This is a genomic window from Pelagimonas sp. (assembly GCF_058892305.1).
The window spans coordinates 141,860-168,281 of record NZ_JBZXVN010000001.1 but is presented as its reverse complement, the minus strand read 5'-3'; the positions used below and the strand labels follow the sequence as shown (position 1 = coordinate 168,281).

Annotated in this window: 27 protein-coding genes and 3 pseudogenes; 8 read left to right on the top strand and 22 right to left on the bottom strand. The window is 60.7% G+C overall.

The genetic code is table 11. The annotated features are described in order from the left end of the window. The 11 genes and pseudogenes from AC5EFR_RS00865 to AC5EFR_RS00815 all read right to left on the bottom strand — a co-directional run. Positions 1–217, bottom strand: a pseudogene (locus AC5EFR_RS00865) (hypothetical protein); the annotation flags it as partial. A 274-nt stretch (positions 218–491) separates the two neighbouring features. Beyond that, complete coding sequence (locus AC5EFR_RS00860; RefSeq protein WP_317939100.1) at positions 492–1,274, bottom strand: nucleoside phosphorylase; 783 nt, start codon at positions 1,272–1,274, stop codon at positions 492–494. Further along, positions 1,267–1,638: a MerC domain-containing protein gene (locus AC5EFR_RS00855; protein ID WP_317939101.1), complete on the bottom strand. Its 372-nt coding sequence runs from the start codon at positions 1,636–1,638 to the stop codon at positions 1,267–1,269. Before AC5EFR_RS00855 ends, AC5EFR_RS00860 begins: the two co-directional genes overlap by 8 nt. Further along, positions 1,635–2,411 (bottom strand): class I SAM-dependent methyltransferase, encoded by a 777-nt coding sequence (locus AC5EFR_RS00850; RefSeq protein ID WP_317939102.1) that lies wholly within the window; start codon positions 2,409–2,411, stop codon positions 1,635–1,637. The genes AC5EFR_RS00855 and AC5EFR_RS00850 overlap by 4 nt, the downstream gene beginning before the upstream one ends. 44 nt (positions 2,412–2,455) lie before the next feature. Further along, positions 2,456–3,574, bottom strand: a complete 1,119-nt coding sequence (locus tag AC5EFR_RS00845; RefSeq protein WP_317939103.1) for a cysteine desulfurase family protein — start codon at positions 3,572–3,574, stop codon at positions 2,456–2,458. Positions 3,575–3,606: 32 nt separating this feature from the next. Then, entirely contained in the window at positions 3,607–4,032 is a 426-nt protein-coding gene (locus AC5EFR_RS00840; RefSeq protein WP_317939104.1) for a rhodanese-like domain-containing protein, read from the bottom strand. Positions 4,033–4,063: 31 nt separating this feature from the next. Then, on the bottom strand, positions 4,064–4,360 hold the full coding sequence (locus AC5EFR_RS00835) for a rhodanese-like domain-containing protein (RefSeq protein ID WP_317939105.1): 297 nt from the start codon (positions 4,358–4,360) through the stop codon (positions 4,064–4,066). Then, positions 4,360–4,713 carry a DsrE/DsrF/TusD sulfur relay family protein gene (locus tag AC5EFR_RS00830; RefSeq protein ID WP_317939106.1) on the bottom strand — a complete coding sequence of 118 codons (354 nt, stop codon included), beginning with the start codon at positions 4,711–4,713 and terminating at the stop codon, positions 4,360–4,362. Before AC5EFR_RS00830 ends, AC5EFR_RS00835 begins: the two co-directional genes overlap by 1 nt. A gap of 9 nt (positions 4,714–4,722) precedes the next feature. Beyond that, positions 4,723–5,442 (bottom strand): DUF1499 domain-containing protein, encoded by a 720-nt coding sequence (locus AC5EFR_RS00825; protein ID WP_317939107.1) that lies wholly within the window; start codon positions 5,440–5,442, stop codon positions 4,723–4,725. Beyond that, a complete protein-coding gene (locus AC5EFR_RS00820; RefSeq protein ID WP_317939108.1) occupies positions 5,435–6,745 on the bottom strand; it encodes an MFS transporter in 1,311 nt (436 codons plus the stop codon). The genes AC5EFR_RS00825 and AC5EFR_RS00820 overlap by 8 nt, the downstream gene beginning before the upstream one ends. Continuing rightward, positions 6,742–7,596, bottom strand: a complete 855-nt coding sequence (locus AC5EFR_RS00815; RefSeq protein WP_317939109.1) for a sterol desaturase family protein — start codon at positions 7,594–7,596, stop codon at positions 6,742–6,744. Before AC5EFR_RS00815 ends, AC5EFR_RS00820 begins: the two co-directional genes overlap by 4 nt. Positions 7,597–7,680: 84 nt before the next feature. On the opposite strand from AC5EFR_RS00815, the gene AC5EFR_RS00810 reads away from it, so the two are divergent. Further along, on the top strand, positions 7,681–8,346 hold the full coding sequence (locus AC5EFR_RS00810; RefSeq protein ID WP_317939110.1) for an ArsR/SmtB family transcription factor: 666 nt from the start codon (positions 7,681–7,683) through the stop codon (positions 8,344–8,346). Between the two features lie 280 nt (positions 8,347–8,626). On the opposite strand, the pseudogene AC5EFR_RS00805 reads toward AC5EFR_RS00810, so the two are convergent. From AC5EFR_RS00805 to AC5EFR_RS00785, 5 genes and pseudogenes are all read right to left on the bottom strand, one after another. Further along, positions 8,627–9,637 (bottom strand): annotated as a pseudogene (locus tag AC5EFR_RS00805) (ParB/RepB/Spo0J family partition protein); the annotation flags it as partial. Between the two features lie 175 nt (positions 9,638–9,812). After that, the gene (locus AC5EFR_RS00800; protein ID WP_317939111.1) at positions 9,813–10,862 is read right to left on the bottom strand and encodes a helix-turn-helix domain-containing protein; all 1,050 of its coding nucleotides are present in this window, start codon (positions 10,860–10,862) and stop codon (positions 9,813–9,815) included. Between the two features lie 155 nt (positions 10,863–11,017). Continuing rightward, complete coding sequence (gene repB, locus AC5EFR_RS00795) at positions 11,018–12,088, bottom strand: plasmid partitioning protein RepB (RefSeq protein ID WP_317939112.1); 1,071 nt, start codon at positions 12,086–12,088, stop codon at positions 11,018–11,020. After that, entirely contained in the window at positions 12,088–13,275 is a 1,188-nt protein-coding gene (repA, locus tag AC5EFR_RS00790; RefSeq protein WP_037239335.1) for a plasmid partitioning protein RepA, read from the bottom strand. The genes repB and repA overlap by 1 nt, the downstream gene beginning before the upstream one ends. Positions 13,276–13,515: 240 nt before the next feature. After that, entirely contained in the window at positions 13,516–14,439 is a 924-nt protein-coding gene (locus tag AC5EFR_RS00785) for a recombinase family protein (protein ID WP_317939113.1), read from the bottom strand. Between the two features lie 226 nt (positions 14,440–14,665). Here AC5EFR_RS00785 and AC5EFR_RS00780 point away from each other — a divergent pair, with 226 nt between their 5' ends. Then, positions 14,666–15,733 (top strand): helix-turn-helix domain-containing protein, encoded by a 1,068-nt coding sequence (locus AC5EFR_RS00780; protein WP_027238700.1) that lies wholly within the window; start codon positions 14,666–14,668, stop codon positions 15,731–15,733. Positions 15,734–15,854: 121 nt separating this feature from the next. On the opposite strand, the gene AC5EFR_RS00775 is transcribed toward AC5EFR_RS00780, so the two are convergent. Beyond that, the gene (locus AC5EFR_RS00775; protein WP_379575174.1) at positions 15,855–16,055 is read right to left on the bottom strand and encodes a hypothetical protein; all 201 of its coding nucleotides are present in this window, start codon (positions 16,053–16,055) and stop codon (positions 15,855–15,857) included. 55 nt (positions 16,056–16,110) lie between these two features. On the opposite strand from AC5EFR_RS00775, the pseudogene AC5EFR_RS00770 reads away from it, so the two are divergent. Next, a pseudogene (locus AC5EFR_RS00770) lies at positions 16,111–16,524 on the top strand (transposase family protein); the annotation flags it as partial. 101 nt (positions 16,525–16,625) lie between these two features. Here the strand turns inward: AC5EFR_RS00770 and AC5EFR_RS00765 are convergent. The 5 genes from AC5EFR_RS00765 to AC5EFR_RS00745 form a co-directional block, all read right to left on the bottom strand. Continuing rightward, complete coding sequence (locus tag AC5EFR_RS00765; RefSeq protein ID WP_027238702.1) at positions 16,626–17,258, bottom strand: glutathione S-transferase family protein; 633 nt, start codon at positions 17,256–17,258, stop codon at positions 16,626–16,628. 20 nt (positions 17,259–17,278) lie between these two features. Continuing rightward, the gene (locus tag AC5EFR_RS00760) at positions 17,279–18,175 is read right to left on the bottom strand and encodes an SDR family oxidoreductase (protein WP_027238703.1); all 897 of its coding nucleotides are present in this window, start codon (positions 18,173–18,175) and stop codon (positions 17,279–17,281) included. 28 nt (positions 18,176–18,203) lie between these two features. After that, complete coding sequence (locus AC5EFR_RS00755; RefSeq protein WP_036784088.1) at positions 18,204–18,701, bottom strand: luciferase domain-containing protein; 498 nt, start codon at positions 18,699–18,701, stop codon at positions 18,204–18,206. A gap of 8 nt (positions 18,702–18,709) precedes the next feature. Further along, a complete protein-coding gene (locus tag AC5EFR_RS00750; protein ID WP_027238705.1) occupies positions 18,710–19,525 on the bottom strand; it encodes a DODA-type extradiol aromatic ring-opening family dioxygenase in 816 nt (271 codons plus the stop codon). 65 nt (positions 19,526–19,590) lie between these two features. Further along, positions 19,591–19,998: a DoxX family protein gene (locus AC5EFR_RS00745; protein WP_027238706.1), complete on the bottom strand. Its 408-nt coding sequence runs from the start codon at positions 19,996–19,998 to the stop codon at positions 19,591–19,593. Positions 19,999–20,160: 162 nt separating this feature from the next. Here AC5EFR_RS00745 and AC5EFR_RS00740 point away from each other — a divergent pair, with 162 nt between their 5' ends. The 5 genes from AC5EFR_RS00740 to AC5EFR_RS00720 all read left to right on the top strand — a co-directional run bounded on the left by AC5EFR_RS00740 (position 20,161) and on the right by AC5EFR_RS00720 (position 26,197). Beyond that, positions 20,161–20,484, top strand: coding sequence for a winged helix-turn-helix transcriptional regulator (locus AC5EFR_RS00740; protein ID WP_027238707.1), 324 nt, complete (start codon positions 20,161–20,163; stop codon positions 20,482–20,484). Positions 20,485–20,721: 237 nt separating this feature from the next. Continuing rightward, positions 20,722–21,324: a TetR/AcrR family transcriptional regulator gene (locus AC5EFR_RS00735; protein ID WP_036784095.1), complete on the top strand. Its 603-nt coding sequence runs from the start codon at positions 20,722–20,724 to the stop codon at positions 21,322–21,324. Between the two features lie 72 nt (positions 21,325–21,396). Then, positions 21,397–21,948: a TetR/AcrR family transcriptional regulator gene (locus AC5EFR_RS00730; protein WP_036784097.1), complete on the top strand. Its 552-nt coding sequence runs from the start codon at positions 21,397–21,399 to the stop codon at positions 21,946–21,948. Between the two features lie 13 nt (positions 21,949–21,961). Beyond that, positions 21,962–23,083, top strand: a complete 1,122-nt coding sequence (locus AC5EFR_RS00725; RefSeq protein ID WP_341235584.1) for an efflux RND transporter periplasmic adaptor subunit — start codon at positions 21,962–21,964, stop codon at positions 23,081–23,083. 33 nt (positions 23,084–23,116) lie between these two features. Beyond that, a complete protein-coding gene (locus AC5EFR_RS00720) occupies positions 23,117–26,197 on the top strand; it encodes an efflux RND transporter permease subunit (protein WP_027238711.1) in 3,081 nt (1,026 codons plus the stop codon). Positions 26,198–26,422: the final 225 nt, after the last annotated feature.

The window sequence follows — 26,422 nt, the reverse complement described above, 5'->3', positions numbered from 1 at the left end:
CGGTAGTCCAGCCGAGATGGATGAACGTGCCGCCCTCTCCGCAGATCACATGTGCGTTTGGCAATAACGCCGCCTGCTTCAGATAGCCGAGGTCACGCAGGACAGTCTCGCGCTCGAGCCGTTGTGCCTGCCCCGTCTGTCCGGTTCGGCGTAGTTCCTTGTGTCGCCACCACGAGGCAGCGGTCGCGCGCAACACGCGCAAGACACCTGTTTGCATGGGAATGTCCTTCGTCAGGAACGGCAGACCGGAACCCGGCCCGGACCCATCTGAGGGACCCCAAAGGCCCTCATCCGTCAGTCACAAAACCCGAAGGACACTTTCACTTTCACCGGGTCCGGAACCGGTCCTTGGCAAAACCATTGAGTCCTCACCACAGGACTCAATGCCGACACGTCTACCGAAGCCCTTGATCTGGAGCAGCAGAGCCAGTTTGTGTCGCGCTCTGTCAGATTGGGAGTGCCATGGTCAGTTCCAATAGTGAGTCTGTGTGTCAACCGAGGCGGTCGACAATCCGCGATACCACAGCGAAGGCATCAGCGGTCCCATTTGCCTCGCCCTTTTCGAAGTCTCCCTCGATCGTTCCCATCTGGTTCGTCACATGGGCGAGGCAGATGACGGCCCGATCTCGCGCTTGTGCGAAGGCGTAAAGCCCTGCCGCCTCCATTTCGACAGCCAGAATGCCACGGGCCCGTGCCGCCGCGATAGCAGCTTCGGTCTCCCGGAATGGGGCATCGGTGGTCCAGGTTGAACCCGTCAGCACGCGGGGCTCGCCCTCGAACGCGCCATTCAGCCGGGAGAGAAGCCGCTCGGGCGCGTCGCTCCAGTCCGAGGGCGGGACGTAGTGATAGCTCGTGCCCTCATCCCGCAGCGCCCGGTCGATCAGAATGAAATAAGGCGGCGCGCCCTGTGGCGTGATCTGTCCCGAGGAGGTGACGCTGATGAGAAGTTCGCAGCCGGAGGCGAACATCTCTTCGGCGACGAGCACGGCAAAGGAAGCGCCGACAGCGCAGCCGACCACGCCAATCTCGTGGCCATCGAGGTCCAAGATCCACATGTCAGTGTGGTAGCAGACCCATCCTTGGTGCCGCTCCGCCCGGCCCTCTGCACGCAGTTGACGCACGATGTCGCCATCGGGATCGAGCAGGCAGACTTTCGGAACCGCAACAGCCTCTGCACCCTTCTGGCGGCGCGCCTCGCGGAGCAGGCTTTCGGGCGTGAAGGCCGATGGGGCGTCGTGATGTTTGTCGGCAAGGATGGGCGGCTTCTCAGGCAACGTCACTTCCTCGCCCCCGACCAATGCGCCAATCGACGAACGTTCCTGCGCAAAGGAAGGCAAATCCCGCGAGTTCGACAATACGCTCGTAAGAGATCACCATGGTAAAGGCGATCAGTAAAAAGCCGATGCCGGCCAAAACGATTGGGGAATTCTGGCGATGCCGTCGCCAGCGAAACACCAACGCCACAAGCGCTAGGGCGGCAAAAAGGACGATGGCTCCCGCCCAGATAACTTCATTCAAAGCAATCGTCACACCAAGCGCGCCCAGGACGGCAATTGCCGCAAGCGTTCCATAACAGGCGATGAGCGAGAATGCTGTTGCCATTGCGGCAAGCCAGTCGTTTGTGGTTTTCCGGGTCACGTCTTTCCCTCGTTCACGTCTAACGCTTTGCTGCTTCGGCTTTGTTCACTTGCGCGATCAAAGCTACTTTGAAGGTCTACTTGTTGTTCTACTGGACTTGTAGCTGTGAGAACGAGAAACGCACCGCCGGTTGTTGTGACGGTGCCGATCATGTGATCGACCCGCGCCATGAGGTGGGCAGCAATCCCGTGTGGCGGGTAGAAGACGGCACCGGTTACGGCAGCATCACAAAGCCCCGCTTGATCTGCCAGTTCAATCAGATCGCGCCTGCTCCGAAAATGCGCTGCATTCCAGAGCTTCGAGCCGAGCCAGCCCTTCACGCGTCGCTCCGCCGCCCAAAGGTTCCAGCGCCCGAGTTCACCGAGTATCAGCCGGCCGCCAGGTTTCAGGACGCGGACCATCTCCCGGATCGTCGGGCGCGGATCGTCGACAAAGCAGAGCGTGGCGACCGACACAACGCAATCGAAGTGTCCTGCCGGGAATGGAAGGCCGACAGCGTCCCCTTCGAACAGATCGACCTCGACGCCGGCGGCTTTCGCCCGGCGGCGCGCGGCGGCGATCATCTCTGCCGAGGCTTCGAGGCCTGTGACCCGTGCGCCGCCCTGTGCGAGCCGGGTGGCCAGCATACCGTCGCCGCAGCCGACATCGAGGATGCGCAGGCCGCGGGTCGGGCCGATCCGGTCAAGCAGCAGACGCTCCTCGAGCGCGTCCGTGATCCGGCCGAGCGTGCTGCGGCGCCATTCGGCATAAGCGTCGGGGAGACCCTCGAGCACGGGGTCAGCCGCGCACCCGTCCGGGAAGGGCCGCCTCGTTTCCGTCAACTCAGCACCCGGCGAAGGCGCGTCACCACATGGTCGATCTCGTCCGCGGTCGTGGTGCGGCCGAGGCTGAACCGGATCGCACCCATGCCGACCTGCGGCGCAACACCCATCGCATCCAGCACTGGAGACAGCTGGACCCGTCCCGAGTGGCAGGCGGAGCCGGTCGAGGCCGCAACCTCCGGTATGGCCGCAAGTATCTCCGCACCGACGCGGTCGACGAAGGCAACGTTGAGCGTGTTGGGCAGGCGGCGCTCGGGATGGCCGTTGAGAACGACGTGATCGCCGAACGCATCCTTGAGCGTGGCCCAGAAGCGATCCCGCAGGACCTGGACCCGCTCCATTGGCCCCAGGCCCGAAGCAAGACTGGCGGCCACGCCGAGCGCGGCTGTGAGCATCGCGCTCTCGGTGCCCGCGCGCCGACCGCTCTCATGCCCGGCGCCGTGGATGAACGGCTCCAGTTGCAGGCCGTCGCGGATGAAGAGCGCGCCGACGCCCTTCGGTGCGTGGAACTTGTGCCCGGCCATCGTCAACAGATCGACGCCAAGGTCGTCCACCCTGGTCGGGATCTTGCCAACCGACTGCGCGGCATCGGTGTGGAAGCGAACGCCGTGCTCGCGCGCGATCGCAGCGCATTCCGCGATGGGCTGGATCGTCCCCGTCTCGTTGTTGGCATGCATGATGGTGACGAGCACAGTGTCGTCGGTCATCGCGCGCCGCAGATCGTCGGGGTCGACGAGCCCCGTGCCATCGACTGGCAACCAGGTCACCTGCGCCCCGAAGTGCTCGAGGAATCGAAGCGGCGCTACGATGGCCGGATGCTCGGCGCTCGACGTGATGAAATGCGGTTGGTCCTTGCCGCTGGCAAAGAACACACCCTTCAGCGCGTGGTTGTTCGCCTCGCTGCCACCGCTTGTGAACACGATCTCTTGCGGCGCGCAGCCCACAAGCGCCGCGACCTGCGATCTGGCCTCCTCCACCATCAGGCGGGCAGGAACCCCGGCCCAGTGGCCGCTGGAAGGATTGCCATGCCCCGTTTCCAGGGCATAGCGCATGATATCGGCGACCTCGGGGGCAACCGGGGTGCTGGCGTTGAAATCCAGATAGATGTCTCGCAAGACCCACTCTCCCGTTAATACTTGGCCCGTGCTCAGGGCTTGTAGGCCGCGTCCTGTTGCCAGCCTGTAAATCCGCTCTGCATGACGACGACGTTGGTCCGCCCGGCCACGCGCAGCGCGAAGGCCGCTTGGGCCGACAGGCTGCCGGTGTTGCAGAAGAGGATGGTCATACGGTCCTCGGGGATCTCGTCGATCCGGTCGAGAACCTCACGCCACTCTATATTGACGGAACCGGGGATCGTGCCCTCCTCGAACTGGCCCGCATCTCGGGTGTCTACAAAAAGCGCGGTCTCGAAGACAGTCTGGTCGAGTTGCTGAGGCAGGATGATGCCGGACTCATATTCCGAGAACATCAGGTATTCCTGCATGGCCTCAACTGCGGCGTCCTGCGCCAGAGTAGGCGCTGTTTGGACGCCAAGTGCAACTGTCGTCGCCAACAGTAGGTGTTTCAGGTTCATCCGGTATTCCTCCGTTCCGGTTTCTTGGTGTTCAGGTGTTCTGCGCAAGCCAGCCGTTCGTGCCGCCTTCGAGCCATAGGGTGTATGGGTGGCCGAGCCTGTTCAGGATGTCCGCGCCTTCGGCGGACCGCCCGCCGCCTTTGCCGCAAATGGTCACGGGTGTTTTGCCGGTAGGGATTTCACCCACCCGAGCCTCGAGTTCGGCCAGCGGGATATGCACCGCGCCCGTCACATGGGCCGTGGCGTAGTCTTCGGCGTCGCGCACATCGATCAGGTGGAAGCGATCCGGATCGTCCGCGAGGGCGGCGAGTGTCAGCATCTGAGCCATCAGAACACCAGGACCTTGTCGGCGGCGAGAGTCGCCTGGGCGAGTTCATCCATGGTCGATCGGCTTGCCCCCTCCATCATGTCGCCCTCGGCGAGGCCGCGCGCATCCATGCAGGTGCCGCACATCAGGACACGCCCCTTCGCGGACAGGACCCGGCGAAGCATGCGCGCGAGGTTGTAGTAGCCATCGGGCGTCTTCTGCCCCGCCTTGGCGCAGAGCACCGCGTCGGCCATCAGGAATACGGTGATGTCTGCTTCAGGGTCGTTCTTGACCAGCGCGTGAGCCATGCGCAGCCCGTTGAAGCTGCGCTCGGTGCCATAGGGTGGGTCGTTCAGCAGGATCAGGTGTTTCATGGTCGGTCCTCAGGTCCGGGCGCGCGTTTCGAGATCGGACAGGAAGGCTTCGATGCGCCTGGCATTGGCGCCACGGTCGATCTGGCCGAGGCGCGAGCGCGAACGCATGTCGATGCGGGCGCCGGCATCGGTTTCGGTGACGCGGATCGCTACCTCGTCCTCGAAGCCGAACAGGCGGCTTGTCGCGATGGCCTCAATCTGACCCTCCGCGGGATCGGCCGACAGCACCTCCCAGCCGCGCTCCTCCACGAGGGCGAGCGCGGCCGCGAAAGCCTTGTCGAAAGCGAGCGACAGCTCCAGCGGGCGCACATCGGGATATGCGGCGCGCTGCGGCCCGGCGTTCTGCGCGGGGTAGTCGCTCGGCGTGGCCGTGAACCAGAACACGGGCGGGTCTTCGGTGTCGGTCGAGATGTCGTTGATCGGCGGCGTGATACGGGCGGCGATCTCGAAGGCGGCGCCAAGGCCCGCGACGGGCAGCGACAGGATCAGCCCCAGCAAGACCGCGCCAGATCCACCCCTCCTGCGGCGGAGCCAGACCACCAGCCCGGCCAGCGCGGCTATGACGCCGGCACCCGCCGTCCAGGCGCCCCAGCCGGCAAGGTCATAGGCCTGCGGCCAGGGCCAGCCGCCCGCCCGGAAGCCCCAGACAGAAACTGCAAGAAGCGCGATCGAGGCGACGCCCAACAAGATCGAAAGGAAGCCCAGAGGGCGGGCAAGCGTGTCAGGCATCTGCAAGCTTCCTTGGGCTGGCGGGGTTCAATCGCGGATGAGTTTCATCGCCGAGCCAGAAGAGCACGGCACCGGAGACGAACATGGAAATTGCGACGAACCAGAAGGCGGCTTCCGCAGCGCCGGTCAGGCTGGCCGCCAGCCCGAGGCCGAGCGCGCCGATGGCATAGCCGAGGTCACGCCAGAAGCGGTAGATGCCGATGGCAGAGCCGCGCCAGGCGGGCGGCGTGATATCGGCCACCGCCGCGGAGAGGTTCGGGTAAAGGAGCGCCATGCCGAAGCCCGCCACCCCGGCCGACACCGACCACCAGAGCGCGCCTGTGCCCATGACCACCATCGCCACGCCCGCGCCGCAGATCCACATGCCCAGAACGTCGGGCCAGAACCGGCCGACATGGTCCGACAGCCGCCCGGTGACAAGCTGCGAGCCGCCCCAGACGAAGCCGTAAGTGCCGACGATCCAGCCGACCTCGGTCAGGGTCGCGCCCTGCCCCACAAGGAAGACCGGGAACAGTGCCCAGACCAGCGCATCGACGAATTTCTCGACCAGCCCCGCCTGTGAGATCGCGAAGAGCCGTCGGTCACGCCAGCTCATCAGGGCGAAAACCTCGCCCGTGCTGGGGTGCTCGGACACGCCCTGCGGATAACGCGGCGGGTTTTTCGGGGGTGCGGCCTTGTGCGCGGCCGTCTCAGCCTTGGCCCACGGGAGCGTGTCCTTGACCCAGACCACGGTCAGCAACAGAGCCAAGAGGACCACGGCCATGCCGAAGACCAGAAGCCCCGTCCGCGCGCCCAGCCATTCGGCGGCATAGGCGGTCAAGATGCCCGCGATCGCCACGCCGACATAGCCCGAGAACTCGTTGAGCCCCATCGTGAGCCCGCGTTCCTCAGCCTTGGTGATGTCGAGCTTGGCCGTCTGCGTCATCGACCAGCAGAGGCCCTGATTGACGCCGAGAAGCACGGTCGCGGCGACGATCCAGTTCCAGTCCGGCGCGTACCAGATCATCACCGGGATCGGCAGAGCCACGACCCAACCCCAGAACAGCACCCGCTTGCGCCCGATGCGTTCGGACCAGCGCCCGGCGACGAAGTTCATCACCGCCTTCACCGCACCGAAGGCCACGACGAAGGACGCCAGCAGCAGGAACGAGCCGCGCTCGAGCCCGAACTCGCTCTCGGCCAGCGCGGGGACCACCGTGCGCGTCATGCCGATGGCGAAACCCACCAGCATCACCTGGATCAGTTGGTGGGCGACCTGCACCCGGTTCTCGCGGATGCCGCGCGTGAAGTCGCTGGAGGTCATTCGGCGGGCTCCTTTTTCGTGTTCTGTGGATCGAGCGCATGACCACTTGCCGGACCACGGACCGGCTGAACCAGCATCCGGTCAAGCCAGAGATCGCGGCGTGTGCGGAACTGCTCGATGCCGATCTCCATCCCCTCGTGGCCCTTCGCGGGCTGGGCGATGTAGGTGCCAAGCAGCCGGTCCCACCACGGCAGGTTGAAACCGTAGTTCGAATTGGTCTCGCGTGGATCGATGGAATGGTGGACGCGGTGCATGTCCGGCGTGACGACGAACAGGCGCAGCACCCGGTCCACCGGGCGCGGCAGATCGATGTTGGCGTGGTTGAAGAGCGCGGTGGCGTTCAGGATCACCTCGAACAGCAGCACCGCGATGGCGGGGGGGCCGAGGGCGGCAACCGCCGCAAGTTTGATCCCCATGGAGATGAGGATCTCCACGGGATGGAAGCGCAGGCCTGTCGTGGCGTCAAAATCAAGATCAGCGTGGTGCATCCGGTGCAACCGCCACAAGCCGGGAATCGCGTGGAACATCACGTGCTGGAGATAGATCGCCAGATCGAGTAGCAGCATCGAGACGAGGATGGCCACCCACACGGGCGCGTCAATATTGTTGAACAGCCCCCAGCCGCGATCCTCGGCCATGACGGCCAGCCCGACAGCGACAATCGGAAAGGTCAGCCGCAGGATTACAGTGTCGAGCACCACGAGGCCCAAGTTGTTCGTCCAGCGGATGACGCGCGGGATCTCTCGCCTGCGGCGCGGCGCCGCCACTTCCCAAAGCGCCATCGCCGCCAGCACGCCTAGAAAGATGCTGAGGCGGATGGCAGGTTCTGCGGACAGGATGGATTCAGACATGGTCTCGACCCCTGGGGTTGAGGAAAGCGCCGAAATCGCTATCATTCAATTTATCACTTGAACGTTTAGGACTTGGAGTTCCCAATGTCAACCAGCCCGAAGACAGCCCTACTCGAGGAATATGCGCTTGTCGCCCGCGCGCTCTCTGCACCGGCGCGTCTGATGTTGCTGGAACAATTGGCGCAAGGAGAACGAGGAGTGGAGGCGCTGGCGGAAAAGACAGGCCTCACCGTCGCCAACTGCTCGCAACACCTGCAACAGTTGCGCCGGGCCGCACTCGTCACCAGCCGCCGTGACGGCAAGGCAGTGATCTACCGGCTGACCGACGTGAAGACCCTCGCGCTGATGGACCTTCTGCGCATCGTTGCCGAGCGTAACCTCGCGCAGGTCGAGCGTATCCTGCGAGGGCTTTCAAGCGGCGAGGATGCACCCGAACCGGTCAGCCGGGAAGACCTCGCAGCACGGATCGCCGAGGGTTCTGTGACCGTGCTCGATGTCCGCCCCGCAGATGAATACGCTGCGGGTCACATTCCGGGCGCGCTCAATGCGACGCTGACGGAGATCGAGCGGATTGTCCCAACGCTCGATCCAGCCGCCGAAATCGTGGCTTATTGCAGGGGCCCCTATTGCATCTATGCCCATCAGGCTGTGGCCGCCCTGCGCAAACACGGTTTCAATGCGCGCCGCCTTGACGGCGGTTTGCCGGAATGGCGAGAGGATGGCCTGCCAGTGCTGGTAGGCACGCAATAGTCCGATGACCGTCTAGTTCATCGACACCAAGCCACAAAGGCGTCAATAGGCGCGGCTGCGCCATGCCAGGGCCTCGAGAAGTGAGGCTTCGGCCTCATCCGCCCTGCCCTTCGACACGGCTCTCACCGTCCTGTGCCACGAGATCGTTATGGCGCAGGACCTCGGCAGTCCCCTTCGGTCGACCACCCGACATGAGGATAGTTCAGACATGAGCGGCACTGGCATGGCCATCGGCGAGACTACGATCAGCCCCCTGCCCCGCAAGAGCAGAATCAGTACCATCCTGCCCCACGTATTCCTCCTCAAGCGCCCGGTATTCGGCGAGCAGCTTGGCATGAGCTGCACCTTCGTCATCCGTCATCGGTGCCGGATCACCCGACAGAGACCGCAGCCCGTGGCTGTAGCCGTAGGGCAGGTCGAGTGCGACCTCGATCCACTTCCAGCCCTCAACCGCAACCGTCTCAGCCTCGGCCTGGAGTTTGTCCGCCACCAGCCGATCGAGCAGGGCAGGGTCTTCGAGTCAACCGCCGTCATCGCCTTGGAACAGGTCATGCAGCATCGTGCCGCCCGCCGCTTCGTAGGCCTGAACACTCACAAAGACTGCACGCCGGTCGGACGCCCTGACCGAGGTCTCGGTCAGCATGCGCCGGATCTGGAATGGCTCCTTGTTCCAGGATGAATGAATCACATCCCAGACCAGAACCTGACGCGCGTGATCGGGGTTCACGGTGAAAACCATGAGCTGCTCCAGCGTCATGCCATCCTCGGCATAGATCTCAAGCAGGGCAGGGGCGACGGCTGCGAGTTTGAGGCGCTGCTTCACGACCTGCGGCGTCAAGAAGAAGGCGGCAGCAATCTCTGCGTCGGTCTGTCCCTTGTCTCGCAGGGACACAAACGCGCGGAACCGATCGAGCGGGTGCAGGGCGACGCGCTGCATGTTTTCTGCAAGGGAATCGTCCTCGGCTAGGATGTCGGATGCAGCATCGCGGACGATGCAGGGAATGGGCGTGGTCTATGCCAAACGCTTTTGCTTCACCAGCCGGGATAATGCTTGAAACCGGCGGCCACCAGCCGGGATTTCGAACTTGCCGGTCTCGGTGCCATCGTCAGCCAACACGGGCCGCACGCTCAGGCTCTGCAAAAGACCGCGGCGAGCGATGTCTTCGGCCAGTTCCTCGAGGGACACGCCAGCTTTGATGCGCCGCACGTTGGACTGGCTCAGCACCAGCTTGTCGAAAGGGATATCCCGCGAAGGGGACAGGGTGATTTTCTGGACAGCTGTGGTCCTCAGATATTCCCCACGACGGGCGTCGGAAGCCACTCTCCCGATCTCACTTCCCGTCACCCTCAAACCAACACTTCTTTTCCTCTCGATGACCTTATGGTTGGAACTATCCGGGAAAATTCGCCGGAGCATCAAAGACTACCCTCAATCACAAGCTGGTTGAGTGACCGTGATAAGACCATCACATCCCTTGCCTCATCATTGCGTCTAGGTACGCGTTGGTGTTCCTCACCTGTCCTGTGCTGGCTCTCAAAATTAATTCGTCGAGTGCAATAAGGAGCTGCCCTGGACCTCTTTCTCTAAGGTGTCTCATGATCCTGCCTTGTTCTATTCTCAGCAAATTCCCGACATCAGCCAACATGTTCATAACGGATTGATGATCTCTTGGTTCATTTGGGAAGAAGTCCGATACGTTTTTCAGGTCCGTCCAAGCCATAGTTGTTGGATCTCGGCCGTCTTTAAATCCAGAGCTGCTGAGAGCACCTGTAGTATCCTTTTTTATATTCAATCTTGTGGGTTCTACGTGCCGGACATTTTGTCCGTCGTCGCCGGACAATTGGTCGGGCATCGTTTCCTGAGCTTCACGGTTTCCGGCCGGAAACTCTCTGATGGTCGCTCCGGCCAACTCTGCCAACTTCTTGATAAGTTCTATGATTTCGTCGGCTTTGAGTGTTGCACGGCGTAGGATGTTGCGCACGTTTTGGAGAAATGTGAATGTCTCATCATCGTTTGCTTGGCGCAAAGCTTCGACACGAAGAGACAGCGCCTCCGCCCTGAGTGACCGTAGCTCTTCCTGATCGCCGACAAGCTGTTTTGCGTGTTCTGTGAGCTCACTTTCCCGATCGAACATTGGCTGTAGATCGAAGCCAAAGGCATCTCTGATCAATCCACCGTAGCGAAGAGGGAACCGTTTGCGGGTTGCGCTATCCCTGCGTTGGATCAAATTGGCGTCCACGAGGCGTCCGATACACCGTCGGATCGTTCTCTCGTTCAGACCGTTCGTTCTCTCAGACAACGATGCGTTTGAGGGGAAGACGGTAGTCATTGAAGCTGTTTCTCCGGCCTTCTTCGGCATGAAGCTGATTAAGGCCTGCAGTGTCACAAGGTCATTTGGTGTCAAACCGAGTTCTTTGCGAAGCGTTCGGATCGGCTCGATGACTCTGTACGGGTTCGTACAGGGTACAGGAGATCGTTCCGCCAAGGCGGGTGTGTGAGAAAATACCTGTCTCATGATGATGTCGGCTGAAAAAGCTTCCCCGTTCACCGCGAACGGTGTTGAAAACGATTCGGCTTCGGGGTATCAATCAGGTGTCTAAGCTAATCGAGGCCCTTCGGAAGCACTGCTTTCGGGGGGTCTTTCCTTTTCTGGCCTGTCCTCCTTTCTGCTCAGTTTTCGTTATCTTCTATGTCAGGACCATCAAGATCCTGATCCCTGCCGGAGACTGGGTTACCTATGGGTTCCATTTTCTCTGGGGTAATGATCTGCCCCGGACTAGCGGCCTTCGCGTTCGCCAACGCGAGAAGAGCGGCCTCTGGATTCTCAGAGATCCACGTATGAAGCCCGTCATCTCCGTTCTTGACGGTGATGATCACGTTTCTCTTGGTGACCTTCACCATCCCGAGTCTTGTCTGGATTGCCGATGGGGCAGTGGGCTTGTGCTGTTTCAGGAGACCTTCAAAGACCGCAAAGCGTTCGTCGGAGGTCTTGCCTGAACCTCTGGATTTCATGAGAGTATCATGGAATTCTCGGTTTCCGGCCGGAAACCCTTCATCTCCAGAGAAGCCAAGGCTCTCATAAGACTTTGCGGCAGCATACCAACGATCCCGTCCAACCCCGGGTGCCGCCCCGATCTTTTGGATGAGTTCAGTCGGAATACAGGAAGTGACTTGTTTCATGCGAGCAAGTCCCGTGAGCTTGTCACCGGCTTTCCTGGCTTTCTGATCGATGTTGAGGGCGTCACAGACCAGCCCCTCGTCCTTGCCGGACTCTATGAGAGAACGTGCAAACAGGGCTTTCTCGATCCAGCTGAGGTCTTTTCGGAAGCTGTTCTCTTGGCCTTGTGCAAGAATCGCTTGATCCTCATCCAAGCCTCTGATGAGAGCCTTTGCGGGCTTGCCGATAAGTCGAAGGGCCGCTAATCGCCTGCGCCCATAGATGATCCTGTATCGCCCCCCTTCGGGGCTCAGAAGTATTGGGATAAGCTGTCCCTGCTTGTCGATGCTTTCAGCCAGTTCCCTGATGTCATCTTCGTCATCCACGGCCAGACGATCCTGGAACTCGGAATCATCAATAAGGTCGGTACTGATTTCTTGAATTGAAGATTGTGCCGCATCCTGAAGAGAACGGGCCATTCCCGAAAGGGCAGGGGCTCGTGACTGGGTTCGAGTCGGAGAAATCGACGAGTTCTCCTGCTTTTCTTCATCCTCGGGAATGTCGAATGTGACTTTGCGTGCCATTACTTACGCCCCCATGCCGTTTTGATGAGCCCTTCGACCTCCGCCACAACCCCGTTGATGGACTCGATAGCCCGATCGTACGTCTGGCGATGGAAATCCGTTCTGGCGATCTCGAACAGTGTCTGTTGCGTGAGCCCAGCGTCAGAGACTGCGGAGGATTTCAGGAAAGGCTGTGTAAGAACGTCATCCGTGAACATGGTCCGCAGGAATGCCGCCATCTGGGTTTGGGGGCCGTCATTGGGCTCGAAACGAGTGATTAGAAACCTCATGAAGTCCCAGTCGGGCGATGCGCCTACATCAGCAATCGTTGCCATGAGGCTGGATGTGAGCTGCAGGAATTGGGCCATCGAGGCGACGTCAAGCATGCTTGGAATGACAGTGACGACTAGGGATGTCGACGCTACCAAAGCTGATAATGTGGTAAACCCGAGTTGGGGTGGGCAGTCGATGACGACAATGTCGTAGTCTGTCTCGACTTCATTAATGCAAAGGGCAAGCCGCTGATAGAACGGCGGCCTGATATTGTTTCGAAGGGCGTGTGCGGTTTCGGTCTCGAACTCAGAGAGCAGCAATCCGGCCGCAGCTAGATCGAGGTTGTGGAAATACGTTTTGCGCACAACGTCTCTAAAGGGGATAGGGTCCTCGTACCGTAGGGCATCGTACACCGTTCCGGCTTCAGGGAAGTCGATTTCCGGCCGGAAACCGAACATTGTGGTCATTGAGGCTTGCGGGTCGAGATCGATTGCCAGAACTCGATAACCGTCAAGGGCGAGCTTTTGGGCCAAATGGATCGCCGTTGTCGTCTTTCCCGCGCCCCCTTTGAAGTTGGCGATCGAAATGATCTGTATATGCTCCCCTTCCCGACGACGAGGAACAATATGCTGGAACTTCGTGCTTGACCGGGCAATTTCGTGGCGCGCTATGTCGATCTGCTCTGCAGTGTAGAACCTGCGGCCGCGGGCATCCGTCTCGATGTCACCGAGATCGAGCTTGTCCTCGAAGAACATCTTCCGCAGAAAATCCTGGCTTACCCCGAGGATCTGAGCAACCTCCGTGGATGAGAACCGTCTGAGAGCCTTTCGTTCATCAGGTAGAAACGATTTGCGCATATTCACATCAAGCGATTTGCTTAGACGTGTCGCCATCGTTTGGATCTTTTGATCCATTCTGATCCGCTGCTCGTTCATGCCCGTCCCGCCGCCCGTCTTCCGGGTCTATCTTGAGAAGGAACGCAAAACCGCCGGAAACTGATGGTTAGCGTTCTTCCGCAAAAATGTCAGGAAAGCGTTTGACAGGCAAGGATTTTTTCAAATGGTGGGCCGGTACCCGATGAAATCATTTATTTACAATGGCTTATCTTATTTCGCGGATCCAACGCGTCAAGAGCTTGTGTCGCTGCCATCTATTAAACGCAAGATGTACCCGATTCACATAGGCGGTTTTGCTTCCAAAGAACGAATCTGAGTCTCTTCAATCATTCCCAGATTCTCGGCTCGCTCCAACAGCATCTTGACCGATGAGGGCTGCCATCTCGTTCGGCCACGAGGCGTGCGTTCGCGCATAGATTCCAGCCGTTCACAGATCGCTTGAAGCGTGATGTCGGGGTCCGCGCCCTTGATGCCGGCGACGATGGCGGGCAGACGATCGTCGGTTTCGCGGCGCCCGGCGCGGGCCAGCACCTCGGCAGGCAGGAAGCCGTCGCGGACATAAGCCTTCACAGCGCGCAAGAGACGGCTTTGGGTCCAGCGACGCGCCTCGGGCAAGGGGCCGTTGATGATGCGCACCACGTCTTCCCATGCCAAGTCGGGGCGCAACCGGCGCACATGGGGCACCCAGTCTTGTGCCGTCTCGTTCAGGCGCTCCATGTAGCCGTCCTGTCTTGCCAGCCGTACCTTACGAAGAGCGGCAGGGTCTTTGGCACGCAGCCCAGGGTTCCCGCCCACGCGGCCCTTTGTGCGCGCGCTGGCGAGGCCGGCCTTGGTGCGTTCCCGGATCAGGGCGCGCTCGAACTCGGCCGCAGCGCCCAAGACCTGCAGCGTGAACTTGCCTTGCGGGGATCCGGTATCGATCGGGTCCTGAATGGAACGAAAGAACGCACCCTTGGCCTCCAGCCGCTCGATCACCTCCAGCAGATGCGACAGGGATCGCGCAAGGCGGTCGATCCGCACGACCACCAGCGTGTCGCCCTTGCCGATGCGCTCCAACACCCGCGCCAGCACCGGCCGCGCACGATTGCCGCCCGAGGCCTGTTCTTCGTGGATCTCGGCGCAGCCCGCGGATTTCAGGGCCTGCGACTGGGGCAGGGGGGTCTGATCCTCGGTGGATACGCGGGCATAACCGATCAAGGGCATCAAAACAGTCTTTTTGCAGTTTCGTATATCATTACTAAACGACCGTTTGTAAACGAATGCAAGAGAGTGCTCTCTCGTCGTGCTGGTGCAGAACCCCTTGGTTTCCTTATCCTGAACGCGATCAGAGAGGTTCCTCCGGCAGTCGCCCGCGAATACTATGTAAAGAGCATGGGCAATGGCCACAAAATCTCTTGGGTAATGTGCATAAAGGTGGTATTTTGCACACATGACGCCGCAAGCATCTACTTTTAGTGATGATTTCGATGACCCTCTCATCATTACCGAGGGGGATGAGGAGGCTCACGAAGAAGACCTCTGGTTTCTGCCCGGGCCGCTCGAAGAGGAACCGGATGATCTGCCTCCCGGGCCGCGGGCGGAACCGCCTGATACCGTAGTCATCGAAGATTGGGCAAAGGCAGAGGGTGCTCATACTGCGCGGCTGGCAAAGGTGGCTGGACGCCTGGGTGCTCTGGATGACCGGTTGCTGCGCGGCCCGGAGGGCTGGCGGCACAGACTGGCTCTAATAGAGGCGGCGGATCTCAGCTGGTTCGCAGGCGATCGTGTGAGCCCCGATCGGCTGGCGCTTTGGATATCCATGCGTTTGTCTGGAGTGCAGGATGACTCGGAAGCACTGGCCCGGGCCGGATGGGCCGTGCGACGCCTGACAAGTGGTCCGGAGCCAATGGTAGATTTGGCGTCCTTCCTGGATCGGCGTGATCCTGAGAAGTTCGAGGACAATGCCGAGCGCTTTGACGAGCGTGCAGGGAGCTGGCTGGACGTGATGACAGCAGCGGTTGACCTCCACCCGATCACGAGCGCTTGCATGGGGTTTCACCTCTGGAGTCTGGCTGGCCTCGGCCAATATGGAGACCGTATTGAGGCCGCTGTAACTGCTGGTAGGATCGCGGCCAGCGACGGCAATGGAGCCATCTTTGCGCCGCTGGCCATGGGCGGGGCAGGGGGGCTGCGGGCCTCGGGCGTGCCACCTGAACGCTTGGCCCGCTGGTTGGACGGGATGAACAGCGCGATACTAACGGCGATGCGGCATTTGGATTTGGTTGAGACTTGGACGGTTCAGGCAGAGGGCGAACTGGCGAAACTATCAGGCAAGACGCCTCCTGCTTTGCTAACTCTCTTCGCGGAATGGCCTCTGGTGTCCGCGCCGATGGCTGAGACTCAGATCGGTGCCAGTCGCGCGGCGATGCAACGAAACCTCGCGTGGATGGAAAAGAAAGGCTTGATCCGCGAGGTTACAGGGCAGGGGCGGTTCCGGATGTGGCGGATTGCAGCTTAGTATCTGCCGGGTGACGGCTCAAAAACGTATAAGCAAGCATATGTTAAGTTGGCTCTTGGCCAAGAGTGCGCATGACTCGGGCGCACCTGGGACGAATACTTCTCGGGCGAAAGCGGCGCGCCTAAGACCCGCAGCAAGAGTTAAGTCCGCTATCCGCGTCGGACCCGGGGTCATGCCAGCCAAGTTCGCAGAACGTCAGAAGGCCGCAAGCATGTGGACTAGGCCTTTTTCGATGTTCTTCCACGGCTTCTTGCCCACGGTATGTAAGAACCAACATCTGGTACCGCAGATATTTTTCGTAAAGAACTGCATGAAGCGACAACAGATTTTGTGACCCACAGGCCTGGATCAAGGACTTATGGAACTCCCAGTCATATCGGAATCAGGATCGGAGCGACCACGCCCTGCGCCAATGGCTGCGGGAACTGGCGAATAAACGTCGCCGGTTCGGATATCGTAGTTAGGGCATCCTTTTGGCCAGAGAGGGTTTTGAAGTGAACCATTAGAAGCTTTTCCGTCTCTATCGCGAGGAAGGGCTGGCCGTGCGCCGCAGGTGATCACGCAAACGCGCACTGGGTACGCGCAGGCCCATCCTAGTGCCGGATCGCGCCAATCAGCGTTGGTCGTTGGACTTCGTGTCCGATGCCTTTGCTAATGGCCAAAGGTTCCGTGTGTTGTGCATCGTGGATGACTGCACGCGCGAAGCCTTGGCGGCCACTGTGGTGGATCGCTCACTGTCAGGTGAGCGGATGATCCGCGAACTGGATGACCTGATCGGGAGGCTGGGTCAGTTGACTTTCTGACCCACGATCAGATCAAAGCGATGACAACGGCCGACCGTATCGTCAACCTCGGCACTCGTCAGGGGTATGTTACCCCCTGGATCACGACGTCAGCGGAAAAGCGCCCTTAGGGGTGCCACAGCCTCTTGCCAGCTGTCACGCGCTTCTAGCCGGTCGATCCAACTCGCAACTCCTGGGTACTGGTCCAGTAAAATCCCCGCTTGATCGCGATACATGAAGGTGGTCGCAAGATAGAAGTCGGCAAGGCTGAGTGCGCCTGCGATCCAGTCCTTGCCGTCGAGTCCGGTTTCCAGAACGGCAAGGAACTGATCTGTGGCTTTTCGTTCCGCTTCGACCACGGTCGGATCGGGATCGCCCATGCCGAATTTCTCTTTGAGAAACAGCTCAAAGGACAATTTCTGCATCGCCGGGCCAAGGTGGATCGCTTGCCACCAGGTCCATTGATCGACGAGGGACCGCGCCTTGCGGCCCTCAGGATAGAGGCCCGCCTCGGGCCGAAGCCCCGCCAGATAGGCACAAATTGCCCGGGATTCCCAAAGCACGAAATTCCCGTCCTCCAAAACGGGCACCTTTGCATTGGGATTGCGAGCGAGAAATTCCGCCGCGCGGTTGTCCCCGGCCCGGATGTCGACCTGGACGATTTCGAGGTCCACGCCCAGTTCGTGTGCCACCGCCCGCACACGCAGCGCATTGGGCGAGAAATTCGCGTTGTAGAGTTTCATGATTTTGTCCGCCTCTATAGTTACTGCGGCGCCCGAAGAAGCACCGCCCGGTTTTCGGTCAGGAAATCGGTAACCGACTGTCCGGACTTGCCGGTGAGCGTCTTGAGATCGTCGCTGGCCACATCAAGGTAGCCTTCGGCGATTGCCTGGTCGAAAGAGACGAAAACACGCGCCATGAACTCGGGCAGGCCATTTGCGATCATCGCCTGCACCATGTCTTCGGCCGGCATCGGAACGTAGGGGATGTCCTTGCCGGCGATGTCCGACAAAAGCGCCGCGATATCGGCCTGGCCGGTGGATTCGGGCCCGGTGATGTCCAGGACCTCGCGGTCGGTCGCATTCATCAGCGCGGCAGCGGCGGCGCGGGCGCAGTCGGCGCGCGTGACGTAACTCGCCCGTCCGTCCCCTGCCGCGGCAAAGAGCTGCCCCATGTCGATCGCCTGCGGTCCGCTCATAAGCAACAGATCCGTGTAAAGGTTGTTGCGAAGGATCGTGTAGCTGGCGCCGCTTTGCTCGATCAGCTTCTCGGTATTCTGATGATCCTTGCTGAAAGTGATGGGGCTTTCGGGTACCGGGCTGGCAAGCGAGGTATAGACGATGTGGGCGATACCCGCCTCGCGTGCGGCGGTGATCGCATTGGAATGAGCCGCGAGCCGTTTGCCCGGCTCCAGATCCTCGGTGGAGATGATCAGGATCCGCTTGCCGCCCGCGATGGCCGGACCCAGTGTTTCGGGCGCGTTGAAATCGCCTTGGCGAACATCCACCCCCTTGTCCCTGAACTCGGCGAGTTTGTCGGCGTTGCGCGTGACCGCGATGATCGGACCGGCGCCCGCCTCGATCAGTTGATCGATTACCTGGCGTCCAAGCTGGCCGGAGGCGCCTGTGACGATAAATGGTCCGTTCTGAAAGCTTGCCATGGGCGTATTCCTGTTCTTTGAGAGAGAGTCAGCCGTGGATGTGAACCTGCGCGGGGTTGGCCAGCTTGCCGCGGGCGAAGTCCCAGCTCGTTGTCAGGATTTTGATCATGACGTCGACCTCTGACCCATCGCGCGGCGCAAAGGCCATGACGGCATTTGCCGGGATGTGTCCGGCCGACGCCATCGGGTGCGGTTCGCCCCAGCCGTTGGCGATGAGTTCCTCGACCGCCGCCAGAGGCAGCATCATGTGCGACGAACCGTCATAGGAGGGATGCACATGGGCAAATTCGCGTCCGATCATGAAGGCTTCACGCGGGCCGCAGGCATGCGCCACCGGCAAGACCAGTGCTTCGGCGCCGGGCACCGAGATGCCCGACCGGCAGCGCTCGACGAAGGGCAGGGCGAAGGCCTTCTCCTTGAACAATGCGTGGATCTCTGCCGAGGAGGTCTGCGACACCTGCTCATGCGGGGCGCAATCGGTGGTGTCGGGGCGCGGGCCCTGCCGCGGGGGAAGTTCGAAGCTCATGGTTGGTCCTATCCAAATCTAAACGCGCTTTCGACCGCGCCCAACACGTCATCTTCGAGGGTCTTCTCCCCCCGATCCGCAAGCGCGGCCCCGGCCACGACGTGCAACGGGATCAGATGTTCCTCGCGCGGATTGGCGTCGCGGGCGCCGGGCGCCTGATCCCACTCGGCCAGCATGGCATGGCGCACTGCGGGGTCCTCATGGGTCACCGCACTCGTGAGCCATCGGTCAAAGTCTCCGCCGTTCACCGGGCGGTCCGGTCCGCCCCTCATCGCCCGCATCATCTTGCCCATGTTGTGATAGGTATTGCCGGATCCGATGATCAGCACCCCTTCGTCGCGCAAGGGCGCCAACGCGCGACCGACGGCAAGATGCGCCTCGGGGTCGAGATCGTCGCGCAGGCTCAATTGGACGGTGGGGATGTCGGCCTCAGGAAAAGCCACCTTTAGTGGAACGAATACCCCGTGATCGAAGCCACGCACAGCGTCGGCCCCGGTCTGGAACCCCGCGCCTTCCAGAAGTGCGCGTACGCGGGTCGCCAGCGCGGGCTCGCCCGGCGCGGGCCAGGTCAGCTGATAGGTATGCTGCGGAAATCCCTGATAGTCGAACAGCAGAGGCGGGGCGGGGTTGGTCTGCAAGGTAAAGACCCGCTCTTCCCAATGGCCCGAGATCACGAGGAGCGCCTTGGGCCTTGCCGGCAGGCTCGCAGGCAAGTCCTCAAGGAATTTGCGGTGCCGATCCCAGGCGTCAGGCGGGTTCCAGTCCATGAAGAAACAGGGGCCACCCCCATGGGGAACAAACACTGTCGGCTGCTTTTCAGTCATGTTGTCGTCCCTTTGTACCCCAAAGTCCGAGGCTATGGGCGGCGCCGTGGCAACTCCGCAGCAGATCAGGTTGGCGCTGCCGGAACTGCCGGTGCATAGGCCGACTTGACCGCACGCACGCGATTGGCGGTCAGCCACGAGATGATCAGGAATACCCAGGTCGCCAGCGCCGGCGGCCAACCCGGATCGCCTGCGCCCACATGCGCCCCGAAGGCGAGCACCAGATGCCAGAACATTGCCGCATAGGCCCAATCTGCCAGCACCGCCGAAGGGCGGCAGAGGATCACAACCGCACCGACGATCTTCAAAATTGCGAGTGGCCAGATGATGTATGTGGGATAGCCCAACACCTCGCGATACATGCCCGCGACCATGTCGTGGGATGAGATGTAGAAGGCCGCCGCACCCAGATAGACCAGCGCCACAAGGCCGGTCGCGATCCAGTAGACATATTTTGCCACGTTGTCACTCACTGCCGCTCTCCCGGTTTTCGGCGGGTTGTTAGGCTGCCGTTTTCCATATAGTATCATTAGGTGCCTTGCTTCATCAGTTAAAGTAGGCACTTAAAAGTAACTTACTTTCGTGGACTGCGAGGGCTATCCAAAATGAAAAGCGTCCAACCAGCTTCCTGCCCGATGGAGGCGCTGCTGCGTGTCATCACGGGACCTTGGACGATTTATATCCTTTGGGTTCTGTCCGAACAGGGTCCACAGCGTTTCGGCGCGACCAAACGGCTGGTGCCTGGAATTTCCACCCGGGTCCTGACTGAGAGGCTGAGAATGCTGGAACATGCCGGCGTGGTCTGGCGCGAGCAGGCCATGACCATCCCGCCCGCTGTCACATACGGGCTGACTGAACGCGGCGCGGAGCTGCGCGGTGTGCTGGACACCCTTGGATCCATTGCGCGCCGCTGGGAGGCAGAGGGTGCTTTCGACGGGACAGCACGCTCGGCGGAATGATAACGTCCGTCCTGTTCGCGGAGTAATCCCGCGCCAGAAAGCACCGCGAACGGAGCACGGCCCGAAGCTCATGACGGATTGAAAGCCGCGTTGGGTATGCCTGACAGGCGGCACTCACTCCGCACGATCCGCCCAGGTTTGCGACTTGCCGGCACGTAAAAATCAATCTACTGTACCGACTAGACGGTACAGTCAAGTTTGAAATCCCGCAATGCTGCACACGACAGGAAGAACGAGATGCGCGAGAGAAAAATGGCCGAGGTTTTGTTCGGCGCGCGCGAGGTCTTCTTCCGGTGCGGTTATGAAGGCGCCACCGTCGATGCCATTGCCGCCGAAGGGAAAGTGTCGAAGGCAACAATGTATTCGTATTACCCGACCAAGGAGCAGCTGTTTCTGAGCGTCGTGGAATCCGAATGCGGTCGGCTTGCGGAAGAGATCCTCCGACCCTTGTCCGCAGGTCCCGAGCCGCGCGCCCAGTTGGAAAAACTTGCCCTGCGCATGATCGATCTCGTTCTGGACGAAACCTACATCCGCCTTCTGCGGACGTGTATCGGTGCCACCGAGATGCTTCCCGAGGTCGGGGAGGTGTATTTTCGTGCCGGACCGAAACGGGCACGCGAACTCATCAGTAAAGTTCTGGAACGCCTTTCCCGGGAAGGCGCGCTTGAGATCGACAACCCCCCGCGTGTTGCGGATCACTTCATACATCTTTGCGTTTCTGGACTGTTGATGCCACGCCTGCTGGCCGTGCAAAGAACAGTCGAGCGGGACAAGCATGCGGCCGATGCAGTCACTGCATTCCTGCGACTCTACGGGAGCGGACATAGAGTAGAGCTCTGAACTGACCTTGCTTTCCGACAACGGGGCAGTGCTCCAAATCTCTCAATAAAATTGCCGAATGGACAGTGAATAATGACCATACAATCCAAAATGCAGGCAAAGAATGCGTCACCAAGGATCCTCGGCGCTGCGCGGGCAATTGCGCACAGAGAGGGCGCGGGAAAGATTACGATCGACGCCGTCGCGCGTGAGGCCGATCTCAGTAAAGGCGGGGTCTTATACAATTTTCCGACCAAGAGAGCGCTTCTTGCCGGGCTGCTTGATGAGATGCTCGCAGAACATCGCGAACGCCTGGCATCAGTCCCGGAAGATCGCAGATCCCGCACCCTGCGTGGGCACCTGGAAGCAATCGTGCAAGCCAGAGCCGTCGATGACGACCTCTCGATGGCGATTCTCGCGGCTGCCGCGTCAGATCCGCGGCTGCTCGATCCGCTACGGGCTGAACTGACCGGCGACCTTGAGCGTATCCTGTCCGACACACAAGACACTCCGGGTGCTATGGTTGTCGTCCTAGCGATCCAGGGACTTCGGTTCCAGAAACTTCTGGGCCTTCCCGACGGTGGCGCGGATCTCAGGGGACGCGTCATCGAGCAATTGAGGGCCATGATTAATGAACTCGAATAGAGAGACACGAAGTTTGAAGCGGATCGTTTTTGTTATTGCGGTAGCGGCCGTGTCGGCCGTTGCCGTCCCGTTTGTTTCGCCGTTCCTGACCGATGTGCTGGCCCAGACCGCGACGGACACCCTGGAGGCAGAAGTCGATACAAGGCCTGCAGCGAACGTGGAGCGACCAGTCACGGTCGAAGTGACCCGTGCGCTCAATCGCGTCGTAAGTCAGTCTCGCACCGTTGCAGGCCGCGTCGAACCTGCTCGAACGGTGGACCTTGCGTTTCAGATACCCGGGCAGATCATTCGCCTTGAGGTTGAGCCCGGCGACACGATTCGCGAGGGCGAGGTGATCGCGGAGCTCGACCAAATCGATTTCGAACTCGCCGTCGACCGGGCTCAGGCGTCCTACGACCTGGCGAATTCCGAACTTGCGCGCGCCTCGGACCTCGCCGATCGTGGCGTGGCGTCCGACGCGCGCCTCGACACGGCCCGCGCGCAGTTCGTCCAGGCAGAAGTCGCGCTCCGCGAGGCAGAGCGGCGCCTGTCCCAAACGAAAATCGTCGCGCCATTCGACGCGATTGTGGCGCGCACCTTCGTTGAAGAATACGTCAACGTCACGTCGGCCGCGCCTGTCGCGCGTCTACAGGATGTCAGCGAGATGCGGCTGGTGATCTCCCTGCCAGAGGAACTTGCGGCCATTGCCCGGTCGGCACCCGATGCCTTCGAGATCGTTGCAACTTTTCCGGCTGTTCCGGGTTACACCGCGCCTCTGGTGCTTCGCTCGTTTGCGACCGATGCCGACCGGACGGCGCAGACCTACGACGTGGAACTTGCGATCACGGGTGATATCGACTCGCGTCTTCTGCCCGGGATGACTGCGGATGTGCGCATCGCCATCGCCGCAGAAGCAGATCCCCCGCAATCAGTGATCGTTCCGGTTTCGGCGGTGGATACGACGAGCCGAACCGAACCGTCCATCTGGATCTACGAAGAAACGTCCGGCCAGGTCACGCGCAGGGCGGTCCGTCTGGGTCTTCCGATCGACAACGAGATTGTCGTTCTGGATGGCCTGAAGGGCAACGAATTGATTGTTTCCGGTGGCTGGTGGCGGCTCAGGGACAATCAGACCGTGACAGTTTCGGGGCTCTGATCCCGTTCTTTTTGACAGGACAAGAATAGAACCATGGCACTCAGCATCTCACGAGCGAGCATCGAGCGTCCTGTGGCGGTCTGGCTCACCATCATCTTTTGTCTCCTCGGCGGCTATTGGGGGCTGAACACGGTCGGTCGCCTTGAAGACCCGAGCTTCACGCTCAAAACGGCGCTCATCTTCGTACCGTATCCCGGCGCCACGGCTCTGGAGGTTGAAGAGGAGGTCGCCGACGTCGTCGAAAATGCGCTGCAGCAAATGAAGCAGCTCGACCGGGTGGAATCGAAGTCGATGCCGGGCATGGCGCAGATCACCGTCGAGATCGAGATGACCTATGGCCCGGACGAGATCCCGCAGGTTTGGGACGAAATGCGCCGCCGCATCAGCGACGTGGAGGGGGACCTTCCCGCAGGGGCGCTACCGCCCATCATCAATGACGATTTCGGCGACGTCTATGGCATGTTCTATGCGGTAACGACCGAAGGTCTGAGCCCATCGGAGCAGAGGGATTTGGCCACGACGCTCCGGCTCGGACTGGTCACTGTCGATGGCGTCGCCAAGGTCGAGGTTCAGGGCCTCTCCGAAGAGGTAATTACCATCTCGATCCCGTCTGCACGCCTCGAGATGCTGGGCCTTCCGCCGACCCAGATCCTGGGCATTCTCGCAGACGAAAACCAGGTGTTCACCAACGGCGAGATCACCGAGGGCCCTGCCCGGATCGGCCTATCGGTTCCGCCGGGCTATATTAGCCCCGAAGGGATAGAGGAGCTGCGGCTGGGCACGGCCGGAAATGTCGGCCAGATCGCTGTCAGCGACATCGCCAGCGTGACCCGCGAGGCGGCCGAACAGCCTAGCCAGATCATCCGGCAGAACGGCACGGCGGCATTTACCTTTGGCGTTTCCGCGTTGACGGACCAAAACGTGGTCGAAGTCGGTCAGGCGGTTTCAGCACGGCTTCAACGGCTCAAGTTGGGGCTTCCTGAAGGTGTCGAGATCATTCCGATCTACGAGCAGCATGTCGTGGTGGACGAATCCGTTTCAAGCTTTCTCGTCAGCCTCGGACAGTCGGTCGCGATCGTGGTCGGTGCGCTGATGCTGACCATGGGTTGGCGCGCAGGCCTCGTGGTGGGCGCGACCCTCGGGCTCACCGTTTTCTCTACACTGTTCTTCATGTCAGTGTTCGGGATACAGATGGAGCGGATCAGCCTGGGCGCCCTGATCATCGCGATGGGGATGCTGGTCGACAACGCCATCGTCATCACAGAAGGGATGGTGATCGGCATGGCGCGAGGAAAAAGCGCAGAAGACGCTGCTGCCGAGACCGAAAGCGCCACGTCAATCCCCTTGCTGGGGGCGACCGTTATCGGGATCATGGCGTTTTCCGGTATCGGGCTGTCGCCTGACGCCACGGGCGAGTTTCTGTTTTCGCTTTTCGCGGTGATCGCCATCTCGCTGCTAACAAGCTGGGTCCTGGCAGTCACGGTGACGCCGTATCTCGGCAAGCTGCTGCTCAAGACCCCCAAAAACATTTCGGATAATCCCTACAAGGGCGTGTTCTACGCGACATATCGCGGGATTTTGTGGATGGCGCTGCGCGTCCGCATCCCGGTTGTTCTGACGATCATTGGCATCACCGTTTGGTCCGTTATGGCTTTCGGACAGGTCAAGCAGGCCTTCTTCCCCGCCTCGAACACGCCGATTTTCTACGTTGAGTTCCAGATGCCGCAGGGAACCGATATCAACACGACCGACGAAGAGATGCAGCGGCTCGAGCGGATTCTCATGGATGAGGATGCCGTAACCGGGGTAACGGCCCTCGTCGGGCGCGGGGCAAGCCGATTCATGCTGACATACAACCCCGAGCAGGCGGATGCCAGCTATGGCCAACTCATCGTCCGGGTTGCGGACGCCGCGACGATCGCGACGATCGCGAGCAGACTTAACCAGGACTTGCCCGCCGAATTCCCCCACGCTCTGATCCGTGTCGAAGAGATCGTGTTCGGACCGCCCTCCGGTGCCGATGTTGCAGTTCGTTTTTCGGGACCCGATCCGGTCATCCTGCGCCAGCTCGCGGATGATGCGATGAGGATTTACGAGGAGGCAGGAACCATCACCAATCCGCGCACCAATTGGCGGCAGCGTGAGATCCTCGTCGAACCCATCGTCGATGAGGCACGAATGCGGCTGGCTGGCGCAACGCGTGGAGCGATCGCGGATACCATCCGCTATGGAACGTCCGGACTGCGCGTTGGCGACCTACGCGAGGACGACGTGTTGATTCCAATCCATCTCCGGCTTCCCGAGAGCGAACGCGACGGAGTTGACCGCCTTCGTGACCTATCGGTGTGGTCCGATGGGGCAGGGTCCTATGTACCCATGGCCAACCTTGTCGAAAGGTTCGACCCCCGTCTTGTCGAGGCACTCATTCACCGGCGCGACCGGGAGCGGACGATCACCGCTCTCGGCGGTGCCCGCAGCGATCTCACCGCGGATGAGGCCTTCCGAAGCGTCCGCACCGAGATCGAATCCATCCCGCTTCCCGACGGTTATGCAATGGAATGGGGTGGCGAATTCGAAAGTGCGCAGATGGCTCAGGAGTCGCTTGGCAAGCAGCTTCCCCTAGGCTTCCTGGTCATGTTGACGATTTCGATTTTGATGTTCAACAAAGTCCGCCAACCGCTGATCCTGTGGCTCGTGGTGCCAATGTCCGTGACGGGCATGGTCCTGGGGTTGCTGTTCACCGGTCTGCCCTTCACATTTACGGCCCTGCTCGGCTTCCTGTCGCTTTCGGGAATGTTGATGAAGAACGCAATCGTTCTCATCGAAGAGATCGACTTTCTACGTGCACAGGGTGTGCCCGATTACAAGGCGGTGATCGACGGCTCAGTCAGCCGTCTTCGCCCTGTGGTGCTCGCCGCCGGCACGACGATCTTTGGCATGATTCCGCTTCTGCCCGATGCGTTTTTTGCCTCGATGGCGGTGACGATCATGGGCGGCCTCGCCTTTGCTTCGGTCCTGACGCTCGTCGCGGTTCCGGTGCTCTATGCGCTTCTGTTCCGGATACGGCCACCGAAACGGGACGCACAGTCGGACGGCCTAGCGGCGACCGCCTGACGCAACGATCCTCCCCAAAAATAGGATTTCGAGCCAATTTGAGGATAGCGGGATGGCCCAGAAAAAACAAAACCGGAGAGAATCGTCGCGAAGCTCCGGGAGTCCGACGATCCCAGGGCGGCTCGTGCGGAGTTTCGAAGTAGAGTCCATGGTCCAAACGGCGCAATTCAATAGCGCTCGTTGGATAACTGAAGCGTTTCGACTTTAGATTGATACATGGCTTAT